We start from the raw sequence: 11,278 nt of genomic DNA on the forward strand, positions 1-11,278 counted from the left end.
TCAAAGTCCGCCCCAGTAGTCCGCGAGCCCGTAGAAGCCCGTGCTGTAACCGATCTGCCGTTCGAGGTACGCCGACTCGTCAGGACGGGTTGCCCGCAGCGGCTCGAGCACGGCGTGGCATTCGCCGGTGAGGGCCGCGACGCGCGCGACCACCTCGTCCCGGGACACGCCGAGCATGAGGGCGTTCAGGTCCCCCCAGCCGACGTCGCGTTCGTACGTCGCGAGGTCGTTGAGCAGGCGCAGCACGCGCTGGACGGCGCCGCTCGCCCGGAGCAGTTCGTCCAGGTGGGGAACGAGGAGCGGATCGCCGGAGTGGATCCAGTGCCCGACGTTGACCAGGGTGGAGCCGAAGTTGTCGGCGTTGCCGAGATACTCCTCGAACGTCGGCAGCGCGGGCTCGCCGTCCTGCTTCCACTCCCACTCGCGCGCCATGGCGCCGAGCATGCGTTCGAGCTCGGCGCGCCAGACCGCGTGGAGGCCCGGGAACAGCGGGGACGCGGCGAGGTCGTCGCGGATGACGGCGAGGAACCGGGTGAGCGACGTGTCCGGGACGGCCCCGCGGCCGTCCGCCACCGCGAGGCAGCCCCGCACGATCTCGTCGATCTCTTCATGCGAGGCGGCCTCATGGTCGATCAGCCAGTCGACCGCGAAGATCCACAAGGACGTGCGGTTGGCGATCCTGAGCTGCTCCGCGGCGGCCCACGGAGAGCCGAACGCGTTGGCGAGGGAGACCGTGGCGAACAGCGTCGCGTCGAACGGCCCGGCCGAGAACAGCTCGGGGAATGCCTGCACGCATTCCTGCAGGTCTCGCTGGCAGCGCGCGGCGAGAGCACTGGTCCTGCCACTTGCGGCCGCCGCCGCCAGGTGCGCGGCGTCGCGGCTTCGTGCCATGCTCATGCCGTGGCGCCCCCGGCGAGGGGGACCAGGCGCACCTCGACCAGCTCCTTGGGCCGCAGCGACGCCGCCGGGAACGGCGTGAGCGGGCGGGGAGCGCGCACCTGCGGGCGGAAGCGGGCAAGGAGGCCGGCCACCATCAGCGGCGCCTCCGCGTAGAAGAGGTGCTGGCCGATGCAGACGTGCGGACCCCCGCCGAACGGGAAGTAGGCGTACCGGTGCCGGCGTTCCTGGCCGCCCTCCTCGGCGAACCGCTCCGGGTCGAACTCCTCGGGACGGTCCCAGAACCCCTCGAGACGATGGGTAGCGAAAGGGCTGATCAACAGCGTGGAACCGGCCTCGATCGGCACATCACCGAGCCGGCTCGGTTTCGCCGCCATCCGGGGCAGGATCCAGCCCGGCGGGTACAGCCGCAGCAGTTCGCTGAACACCGTCTTCATGTACGTGAGCCGGGGCAGGCACTCCGCGTCCACCGGCCCGCGTCCGACCACGGTCTCCACTTCCTCGTACATCCGGGCGGCGACCTCGGGATGGTCGTGGAGGGTCGGCCACAGCCAGGTCAGCGCCACCGCCGTCGTCTCCACCGACGCGCCGTAGATGCTGACGAGATCGTCCCTGATCCGCCGTTCCGCCGTCGCGTCCTCCTCGTCGCGGCGGGCGCGGGCGAGCGCCGAGATGATGTCGTTGCCGTCCCCCGGCTCCCTGCGGGCCTGCCTGACCAGCGGCATCACGACCTCGTCGATCGTCTTCACCGCTCGCATGAAGGCTCGGTCTCCCGGCAACGGGATCCAGTCCGGCGCGAACGGCAGCAGCAGCCGGGAGGCGAACGAGGTCGCCGCGATCCCGTACGCCGGGCCGAGCCGCTCAGCGTCCGAGAGCGAGATCTTGCTGCCGAACAGGACGCGGATGACGGTCTTGCTCACGAGGCGGCTCATCTCCTCGTAGATGTCGATCCACCGCCCCGCCCGCGCGTACGGCTCCCACGCCGTGAGGCCCTCGTTGATCGTCTCGGCCATGTCCCGGGTCAGGCTCGCGACGTATCTGGTGGTGAAGAGGGGCTGCATGATCCGCCGGGCGGACTCCCAGTCAGGGCCGTCGCTGATGATGCTCCTGCCGGCGAGCCGTTCCACCGGCTTCCACAACATCCCCTCGCGCGGATGGTTCTCCCAGTCATGGCGCAGGACGTGCTGGACGTGGTCCGGATGGCTCACCAGGTAGGGACGGAACGGCCCGAGATTGAACCGGACGACCTCACCGCGCGCCTGCCGGGCGAAGCCGGCGAGCGCGTTGACGGGATCCCGCAGCAAAGGACGAAGGGTCCGGCGCAACGGCAGGGCGGAACGCCTCGCGACCCGGTGGATGTCGATCGCCTCGGAGGTCACGGCCGTCTCCCTCTCGCGGTACGCGTGTGGCCGGACGCCCCTCGCCTGGGCCTCGTCCAGCGACCACACCGAACATCACTGGCGGAGTATCACATGATCCGGTCGAAATGATCAATATTCCGGCCTAGTGATACTTTTGTAGGCATTAGTCACCAGTTGAGACGTGGGTGGCGTTTAGGTTCCTGGCGAGGGCTGACTTGCCGCACCGTGGCCGCACCGTGGCCGCACCGTGGGGAGCGAAAGCAAAAGGGCCGGGCCTCCACGGCCCGGCCCCTCACGACGCGTCGTCAGGAGTGGCTGGTCACCAGCAGCGCGATGCCCACGAGGATGACGATGGGGATCAGCCACACCACGACCTCGCCGAGGAACTCCTTGTACATGGGGACCGAATCCTCTCGGTGACGTGCGGAAAGTTAATCCCGAGCAGCATATTCGCTCGTGCCCGGCGGCGGAACACGGCACCGTCCCCTGGCGGCGGACGGCAGGGGCTCCTGCGCCGGCGGAGACCGTGCGAGCCGGAAGCGGCGCCCGCCCGCGCCGCGCGTCATCGGGTGAAACGTACATACATCCCCGCTGGTCAGGGCTTTTTCCGTGCCTCGTCCCTGGGTCTGGCGGCGGACCGCTCTCTACCATCGCGCCGGACGGCACGAGGGAGAGACGCGATGTCGAAGAGAAGCGCGGTGATGGCGGCCCTGCTCGTGGTGCTCGGGCTGCTCGTCGCCCGGCCCGCCGAGGCGGCCGCGGTGCGGATCATGCCCCTGGGCGACTCGATCACCGGATCGCCCGGCTGCTGGCGGGCCCTGCTGTGGAACAAGCTGCAGAACGGCGGCTTCACCGACATCGACATGGTGGGGACGCTGCCCGCGCAGGGGTGCGGGGTGCCGTACGACGGCGACAACGAGGGCCACGGCGGCTTCCTCGTCACGAACGTCGCCGACCAGAACCAACTCCCGGCCTGGCTCTCGGCGACCCGTCCCGACATCGTGATGATGCACTTCGGCACCAACGACGTGTGGAGCAACAAGCCGACCGACACGATCCTCGCGGCCTACAGCAAGCTTGTGGACCAGATGCGGGCGAGCAACCCGAACATGAAGATCCTGGTCGCCCAGATCATCCCGATGAACCCGAGCACCTGCCCCGAGTGCGCCCAGCGGGCCGTCGCCCTGAACAGCGCGATCCCGGGCTGGGCCGCCTCGAAGACCACGGCGGCCTCCCCGATCGTGGTCGTCGACCAGTGGACCGGCTTCAGCACGAGCACGGACACCTACGACGGCGTGCATCCCAGCGACAGCGGCAACCAGAAGATGGCGGACAAGTGGTATCCCGCTCTGTCGGCCCTGCTCGGCGGCGCGCAGCCGTCCCCCAGCCCAAGCCCGAGTCACAGCCCCAGCCCGAGTCGCAGCCCCAGCCCCAGCCCCTCGCCGACCCGCTGGCCTTCTCCGTCGCCGTCCCCCTCCCCCTCGCCCTCGTCCGGCCCCTCCGGCTGCGGCGCGACCTACACGATCACCAACCAGTGGGGCGGCGGCTTCCAGGGCGAGGTCACGGTCAAGAACACGGGCACCGCTCCCATCAGCGGCTGGACCGTGACCTGGACCTTCGCCAGCGGACAGCAGGTGACCCAGGCGTGGGGCGGCAAGGCCACGCAGAGCGGGGCGAGCGTGACCGTGAAGAACGAGAGCTGGAACGGCTCCCTCGGCGCCGGCGCGAGCACCACCTTCGGCTTCATCGCCTCCTGGAACGCCGCCAACCCCGCCCCCACGCCCGCCTGCGCGGCCGCCTGACCTCGATCGGGCCGGGCCTGCTATCGGCGCGGTCGGCCCGCCCGGCAGGCGTGCGTCCCCCGGTGTCCCCCGGTGTCCCCCGGTGCCCCCTATGCGGGCCCCGGGGGACGCGCGCTTACGGCCCGATGCACGTGTTCCGAACTGTTCGTGACAGCCGCCGTCACGCGGCCGCCCACCGTGTTCCCTGGTACGGGTGATCCCCTCTGACCGGCTATGGCCGGACATCGACGTGGTCGGCGCCGCCGTCCGCGACCCCGTCACCGTGTACGGCGGCACCGGCTCTGTGCGCGAACTCGCCCACGAGGGCAACCGGGTCCCCGACGTCGCCGCCCCCGACGCCCGCCGCCTCGTGGTCGCCTGGCGGGCCGGGGCCGCCGACCCGGTGGACCCCTCCCCCACCGACCAGGGCGCGATCATGTATGCCCGGTCCGAGAACGGCGGCCGCACCTGGACCACCGGCACGCTCGCGGCGGCCACCCCCACCCATCGCTACCACTACGTGGTGTTCCTCAAGGACGGCGACGCGCTGCTGGCGCTGCTCGGCCGGATCACGATCGCGGCCGACCGCGACGCCGAGGGGAACGTCGACGGCTTCCCGGTGACGATGGTCGCCAGGAGGAGCACCGACGGCGGCCGCACCTGGGCCGATCACCCCGTCTCCGTCGCCGTCCCGCCCAACTCCCGCGGGGTCGTCGTGGCCGGCAAACCCCTCAGGTATGAGGGCGTCTGGCTGGTGCCGTACTGGCAGGCGGCGGGTGGCACCACCAGGGCGGGCGTGCTGCGCTCGGCCGACCTGGTCACCTGGACGCCGGGCGCTCTGGCGGACAATCCGCCCGGCCTGTCCGTCGAGGAGCCGCAGGTCGTCGTGTCACAGGACGACCCGCGCACCCTGCTCATGGTCGCGCGTACGCTGCGCGGCGGCACCGCGGCGGAAAAGGACGCCCACTACCGCACCCACGCCGCGTACGCCGCGACCGCGACCAGCACCGACGGCGGGCTGACCTGGTCCGCCTTCGCCGTGGACCCCGAGCTGCCGAACTACTACGTCAAGACCTTCTTCACGAAGGACTCCCTCGATCGCTACCTGACCGTCTACAACACCCTGGCCGGGCCGTTCACCGGCCCGGCGTCCGCGAAGCCCGACCAGTATCGCGAGGTCCTCCACTACAAGGTCAGACGTCCGGGTACGCCCTGGGGCCCGGGGCGGCTCTTCGCCGACGGCAGGCGGCTCACCCAGGGCGCGGCCCGCGGCTGGGACGTCTACGCGTCGGCCGACGAGTACGAGCCGGGCCGGTTCTTCGTCGTCTGGGAGCACAATCAGATCGAGATCAAGCTCGCCCGCCTCGACCTGGCCGAAGTCTTCACCGGGATCGCCCCCGGCTGGGGCGGGTGGACCGTGAGCGGCGGCGCCGAAGTCCTCGGATCATTCGGCGAAAGCGGCCCGGCCCCCGGGGGCTCCTCCCCTGATGACGCCCGCGGTCTCCGCCTGACCTCCGGGCGGATCAGCCGCCCGTACGGACCGCCTGAGGGCTTCGTCCTGACCTTCCACGGCAGGGTGACCCGCTTCCCGAGCTCCGGCGACGGCCTGGCGATCGAGGTGAACACGGGCACGCGCCTCCTCAGGATGGCCGTACGGCCCGACGGCCCGCACGCCCTGACGGCGGACGGATGGGTGCCCGTCCCCGGGGTGGGAGAACGGTGGCGGGTGATCGTCGACGCGGCGGGCACCGCGACCGCGCAGGCCGTCCCCCCGGCCGGCCCGCCCGGAGCGCGGTGGACGGTCCCGGCGGCGGACGGCTCGCCGGGCATGTCGGTCGGCGCCGACGGGGAGGCCGTGCTGGAGCTGGTCGAGGTGACCGACCACGTGGCGGGCGGCTCCTGGACGGGATGGGCACTCGACCGGGGGGCGACTCTCACAGACGGCGGCCTGCGCCTGCGCAGCGCCACGAGCGGGGTCGTTTCGGCCGTGCTGCCCCTCGACGTGACCAGGGCGTGCGACTTCACCGTGGAGTTCCGGGGCCGGGTGATCGACGACAGCGCCCTGGACCCGCGGACCGGACGAGGGGTCAGCCTCGGGACGAAGGTCGCCAACGGCGCCCGGCGGCTCATGCTGACGGTGCAGCGGGGCGGCGTGTGGACGATGACGAAGGGATCCGGCACCTGGGAGAGGGTCTTCACGCTCCCCGAGGCCGGGAGACCCGCCACCTGGAAGGTGACCGTGGACAGCGCCGGAGTGGCCCGCCTGCACCGCGACGGCGCGGACACGGGCGCGACCTGGGTGGTCCCGGACAGCAGGGAGACACCGCAGGTCGCGCACTGGGTGGCGGGGACGGCGGGCGGCAACGCGGCCGAGGCTCACATCGACTGGACCCTGGTCACGGCCACCCTCGGCACCCGTTCGCCCCGGACCGGCTCTGTCATCGGTAGCCGGTGACGTCGGCGGGGCGGCCGGGGTCCTGGACCTCCACGAGATATCGCCAGCAGTCGGGGCGGCTGCCGTCCACGTCGGTGAAGCCGTACACCTGGGCCAGTTGTCCGCTGGACAGCGACTGCCCGTTCCAGCGGCTCACCTCCGGGTCGGCGGCCAGGGCCGCCACCGCGCGTCCGACGAAGGCCGGGGTCTCGGAGATGGCGAAATGCGGCACTCTGGCCAGCGCGTCGCGCCAGTTGGCCTCCGTCACCCCGAAGTGCTCCAGCATGAGCTCAGAACGCAGCCAGCCCGGGGTGAGCGACACCGCGGTCGCGCCGTGCGGCGCCAGCTCCTTGGCCTGGGCGAACGCCATGCGATTCACGGACGTCTTCGCGAGGTCGTAGAAGAACGAGACGCGATAGTTGGCCGCGTTGTACTCCGCCGTGCCGTCGGTGACCTCGACCACCAGACCACCCGGCTTGCGGATCAGCAGCGGCAGCGCGTAATGGCTGGTGATGATGTGCGTGTCGATCGCCAGCCGCAGGATGCGCAGGCCGTCGTCGAGCGAGTGCTCCCAGAGCCGGTCGTTCCAGCTGAACAGCAGCTCGCCGCCCCAGATGTCGTTGACCAGCACGTCGAGCGCGCCCTGCTCGGCGTCGATCCGCTCCACTAGGGCCCGCACCTGCTCGCGGTCGAGGTGGTCGACCGGCACGGCGATCCCCCGCCCGCCGGCGGCGGTCACCAGCTCGGCCGTCTCCTCGATCGTCTCCGGCCGGTTCATCTCCGAGCGCCGCTCGCGGGTGCTGCGGCCGGTCACGTAGACCGTCGCCCCCGCCGCGCCCAGCTGGATCGCGATGCCGCGTCCCGCGCCCCGGGTCGCTCCGGCGACCAGTGCGACCTTTCCCGTCAGGCTGCTCGTCATGAGACGGCATGGTGGCACACGCCACCGACAAAAACCGGGCCCTGCCGCTTGGCCGCGATCCCTGGGGGCAGCGCGTGCTTTCAGCTAGGGTGCTGATCGCGATCCCGGAGGAGGACGGCATGAGCGAATATGCGGCGACTTTTCAACTTATCGACACTGACGGGGACGGGCGGATCTCCGCCGAGGAGCTCGTACGCCTGATGGAGGTGCTCGGCCGGCCGCTCACACCGCAGGGGGCGCAGGGCGCGATCGACAGGGTCGACGCCGACCGCGACGGCCTGATCGATCTGGAGGAGTTCGGCGCCTGGCTGAGCAGCGCCGAGCAGCGCTGAGCGGCGTTCAGCGGGCGTTGAGCGGGCGTTGAGCGAACGCTGAAAGGCGACGACGAGTTCTGGGGCGCGGTGCCGGCGGGCGTCGCGAGGCTGCTGCGTCCCCGCATCGGCGACGTCGCGGACCGGATGATCACGGAGATCCAGCGGCGGGTGCCCGAATACGCCCGCCCGGAGGACGAGATCTACATCAAGGTCCTGCGGCTGTCGGTCAACCAGGCGCTGCAGGGGTTCCTGGAACGCATCGAGAACCCGCGGGCGCCGTGGGACCCCGAGGTCTTCCGGACGATCGGCAGGGGCGAGGCCGCCGAGGGGCGCGACCTCGAGCCCTTCCAGACCGCGATGCGGCTGGGCGCGCGGGTGGCGTGGCGGCGGCTCACCGAGCAGTCCGAGCAGCTCGGCCTCGACCCGCGGACGCTGTACGACCTGGGCGAGGCCATCTTCGTCTACCTCGACCAGCTCGCCGACGCGGCCGCGGAAGGCTTCGCCGAGGCGCGGGCGCACGCGGCAGGCGAGATGGAGCGCCGTCGCCGGCGGCTGCTCGACCTGCTGCTCACCCGGCCCGCGGCCTCGCCGGAGGCCGTCGCCGACATGGCCAGGGCGGCCGGCTGGCGGCTTCCACGTACGGTCGCCGGGGTGGCCCTGGAGGAACGCGACGGCGGTTCTCCCCTGCCGGTGCTGCCGCCGGACGTGCTGACCGGGCTCGACCGCAACGTCCCGTGTCTCGTGGTGCCGGACCCCGGCGGCCCCGGGCGGGTGCAGGCGCTGGAGAACGCCCTGCGCGGCTGGCGGGCGGCGATCGGCCCCGCCGTGCCGCTCGCCGCCGCCGCGAACTCGCTCGGCTGGGCCAGGGAGGCCCTCGACCTCGGCACCCGCGGCGTCCTGCCCCGGCGGGGACTGCTGCGCTGCGCCGACCACATGGCCACGCTGGTCGTCTTCAAGGACGAGGACCTGGTGTCCGCCCTGGCGGAGGTGCGCCTCGCGCCCCTCGCCCACCTGCGCCAGAGCCAGCAGGACCGCCTGGCCGAGACCCTGCTCGCCTGGCTGCGTCACGGCCGGGGCGTCGCCGAGGTCGCCGCGGCGCTCCACGTTCACCCGCAGACCGTGCGGTATCGCCTGCGCCAGATCGAGCAGCTGTACGGCGACGCGCTCGCCGACCCCGACGTCCGGTTCGAGCTGGAGATCGTCCTGCGCGCCCGCCAGGCCCGCCAGGACCCGCCCGGCTAGCCCTCCCTACGGGATGGTGCCGCCGCTGGTGCGCAGGCCCCGGGCCGCCGGCCGCTCGTGCAGGCCGAACCGCGCCTCCGGCTCCCGCGCGCCGTCGAGGATCTCCGCCACGTGTCCGGCCAGGGCCGGGGCGTGCTTGAAGCCGTGCCCGGACTCGCCGCCCAGCAGCCAGACGCCGTCCTCGACCTCGGCGATGATCCACTCGGCGTCCCTGGTCAGCGCGTACTGGCAGACCTGGCTGAACACCACCGGCGCGCCCACCAGCGAGGGGAACCGCCTGGCCAGGTAGGCGCGCGCCTGTTCCTCGGTGTGCCGCAGCACCCGCCTGCCGCCGCTCTCCGGGTCGTACGGCTCGCCCTCGGCGTCGCCGGTGACCTTCATCCCCATGCCGTCCAGGTCGCCGTGCCCGTACGCCGACAGGTCGTAGTCGCAGAACGCGGGCAGCGGCGGCGTGGTCCAGTCCCTGGGCACCCCGAAGTGGAAGGTGTCCTGCCGCGTCACCTCGACGTGTCCCGCCTCGTGCGGGAACAGCCGCGGCAGCCACGCGCCGCACGCCCACACCACGCGGTCCGCCGTCAGCACCTCGCCGTCCGCCACGACCCCGGCCCCGCGACCGTACGGCACGGCCCGGGCGCGGACCTGCCGGACGCCGGCCGCGCCGGCCAGGCGCGCGGTCACCTGCGTCGCCCGCCGGGCCCGCAGCACTCCGGCGTTCGGCTCCCACAGCACGAAGGCGAGGTCGTCGCCCCGCAGGCCGGGAAACCGCCGCGCCGCCTCGGCCGGGTCGAGCAGCTCGCAGGGGATGTCCAGCCGCTCGAGCACCCGGGCGCTGCGCGTCTCCCAGCCGTCCGGGTCGCGGGCGAACCACATCAGCCCCGACTCGACGTACAGCTCCTCGCCAGTCCGCTGTTCCAGCCGGCGCCAGGCGTCGCGGGCCTGCCAGGCCAGCCGGGGATACCAGTCGTCCGAGCCGTGCGCGCAGCGCAGCAGGCGGGTCTCCCCGGCGCTGGCCTGACGCACGTGACCCGGCGCGTACTGCTCGACGAGCGTCACCCGCCAGCCCTCGTCGGCCAGCCGCAACGCCAGCGACGCCCCCCAGATCCCCGCCCCCACGACGATCGCCGACTTCATCCACCACTCCTTGATCGCGGGCCGAACCTACATCCGACGTAGGCTACGTCGAATGGAGGTTTCGCCTACAGGCGCACCGGTGCGGCCATAATCAGAGCATGATGGCGGCCGAATCGGCGCAAACGCTCGAACGGGGCTTACGGCTGTTGCGACTGCTCGCCGACGCGAACAGGGGCCGCACGCCGACCGAGCTCGCCCAGGAGCTGGGCCTGAGCCGGCCGATCGTCTACCGCCTCCTGACGACCCTGCAGGCCGAGGGTTTCGCCCGGCGGGACGCGCACGGCCGCGTGCATCTGGGCTTCGGGGTGCTCGTGCTGGCCCAGGCCGTGCACCCCCTGCTGCGGGCGGCGGCGCTGCCGGCGCTGCGCGCGCTCGCCGAGCAGGCCGGGGCGACCGCGCACCTGACCGTGGCCGAAGGCGACGAGGGCCTCGCGGTCGCGGTGGTCGAGCCGTCGTGGACCGACTTCCACGTCGCCTACCGTGAGGGCTCGCGCCATCCGCTGACGCGCGGCGCGGCCGGGCTGGCGCTGCTCGCGCTGCGCGAGGGCCGCACCGAGCCGCCGCTGCACGTGAGCAGCGGACACCTCCAGGAGGGCGCGCAGGGCATCGCCGCGCCGATTCCGGGCCTGCCGTGGCTGGAGGCGTCCGTCGGCGTGGTCAGCTTCGCCGACCTCGACGCGGACAAGGTGGGCCCGCTGGTCCTGGAGGCCGCCTGCCGCCTCACGTCCGCCCTGTCCGAGCCCCCGCGCTGACGGTCACCACTTCAGCAGCCGGGGCTCCGCGAAGTCGGTGTTGTCCACGATCACGTCGGCCCGCCCCACGGGATCGGCCTCGCGCCGGGCGCGGCGGTCGCAAGCACCGACGAGTGGTCCACCTGGGTCAGCGGGTCGATGGAGCACAGCGCGACCTTCCCCGAACCGTCCGGCCCGGCCGGTTCGAGCAGCAGGGCGATCGCCGCGTCGTAGTCGTACGCGTTCCGGTAGTACCCCTCGCCCGACTCCCGGTCGTACAGGTGCCGGTCGCGCCACGGCCGCTTGAAGTCGTCGAGGCTCGCCCGCAGCACCGGGCGCCCGGCCCGGGCGAGGTGCTCGGCGAGCTCGTGGCCGACAGCTTGACATTCCCGGCGGCATGGCGAATCGTCGTACATATATAGGACACTGACGTCCGATTAACGGACAAGAAATCCAAAGGACGAGCAG

Annotated in this window: 10 protein-coding genes; 5 read left to right on the plus strand and 5 right to left on the minus strand. The window is 72.3% G+C overall.

All coding sequences use genetic code 11. The features are described from left to right. A complete protein-coding gene (locus QSK36_RS36425) occupies nt 1–897 on the minus strand; it encodes a terpene synthase family protein (RefSeq protein WP_285785533.1) in 897 nt (298 codons plus the stop codon). Further along, nucleotides 894–2,276, minus strand: coding sequence for a cytochrome P450 (locus tag QSK36_RS36430; RefSeq protein WP_285785534.1), 1,383 nt, complete (start codon nt 2,274–2,276; stop codon nt 894–896). The genes QSK36_RS36425 and QSK36_RS36430 overlap by 4 nt, the downstream gene beginning before the upstream one ends. Nucleotides 2,277–2,938: 662 nt before the next feature. Between QSK36_RS36430 and QSK36_RS36435 the strand changes: the two genes are divergently transcribed. After that, on the plus strand, nt 2,939–4,060 hold the full coding sequence (locus QSK36_RS36435) for a cellulose binding domain-containing protein (RefSeq protein WP_183542941.1): 1,122 nt from the start codon (nt 2,939–2,941) through the stop codon (nt 4,058–4,060). A 193-nt stretch (nt 4,061–4,253) separates the two neighbouring features. Continuing rightward, the gene (locus QSK36_RS36440; RefSeq protein WP_285785535.1) at nt 4,254–6,494 is read left to right on the plus strand and encodes a sialidase family protein; all 2,241 of its coding nucleotides are present in this window, start codon (nt 4,254–4,256) and stop codon (nt 6,492–6,494) included. Here QSK36_RS36440 and QSK36_RS36445 read toward each other — a convergent pair. After that, on the minus strand, nt 6,478–7,392 hold the full coding sequence (locus QSK36_RS36445; protein ID WP_183542944.1) for an SDR family oxidoreductase: 915 nt from the start codon (nt 7,390–7,392) through the stop codon (nt 6,478–6,480). The two genes, QSK36_RS36440 and QSK36_RS36445, sit on opposite strands and share 17 nt — an antisense overlap. A gap of 8 nt (nt 7,393–7,400) precedes the next feature. On the opposite strand from QSK36_RS36445, the gene QSK36_RS36450 reads away from it, so the two are divergent. Together QSK36_RS36450 and QSK36_RS36455 are read left to right on the plus strand one after the other, a co-directional pair. Then, nucleotides 7,401–7,724 (plus strand): EF-hand domain-containing protein, encoded by a 324-nt coding sequence (locus tag QSK36_RS36450; RefSeq protein WP_352241539.1) that lies wholly within the window; start codon nt 7,401–7,403, stop codon nt 7,722–7,724. Between the two features lie 69 nt (nt 7,725–7,793). Then, nucleotides 7,794–8,948 carry a PucR family transcriptional regulator gene (locus QSK36_RS36455; protein WP_285785536.1) on the plus strand — a complete coding sequence of 385 codons (1,155 nt, stop codon included), beginning with the start codon at nt 7,794–7,796 and terminating at the stop codon, nt 8,946–8,948. A gap of 6 nt (nt 8,949–8,954) precedes the next feature. Here QSK36_RS36455 and QSK36_RS36460 read toward each other — a convergent pair whose 3' ends face one another. After that, nucleotides 8,955–10,079: an NAD(P)/FAD-dependent oxidoreductase gene (locus QSK36_RS36460; RefSeq protein WP_285785537.1), complete on the minus strand. Its 1,125-nt coding sequence runs from the start codon at nt 10,077–10,079 to the stop codon at nt 8,955–8,957. Between the two features lie 98 nt (nt 10,080–10,177). Between QSK36_RS36460 and QSK36_RS36465 the strand changes: the two genes are divergently transcribed. Next, the gene (locus QSK36_RS36465; protein WP_225898744.1) at nt 10,178–10,831 is read left to right on the plus strand and encodes a helix-turn-helix domain-containing protein; all 654 of its coding nucleotides are present in this window, start codon (nt 10,178–10,180) and stop codon (nt 10,829–10,831) included. A 50-nt stretch (nt 10,832–10,881) separates the two neighbouring features. Here the strand turns inward: QSK36_RS36465 and QSK36_RS36470 are convergent, their stop codons facing one another. Then, nucleotides 10,882–11,226, minus strand: coding sequence for a nucleoside/nucleotide kinase family protein (locus QSK36_RS36470; protein WP_285785538.1), 345 nt, complete (start codon nt 11,224–11,226; stop codon nt 10,882–10,884). Between the last annotated feature and the right edge of the window lie 52 nt (nt 11,227–11,278).

This window comes from Microbispora sp. NBRC 16548 (assembly GCF_030268985.1).
Taxonomy (GTDB): Bacteria; Actinomycetota; Actinomycetes; order Streptosporangiales; family Streptosporangiaceae; genus Microbispora; species Microbispora catharanthi.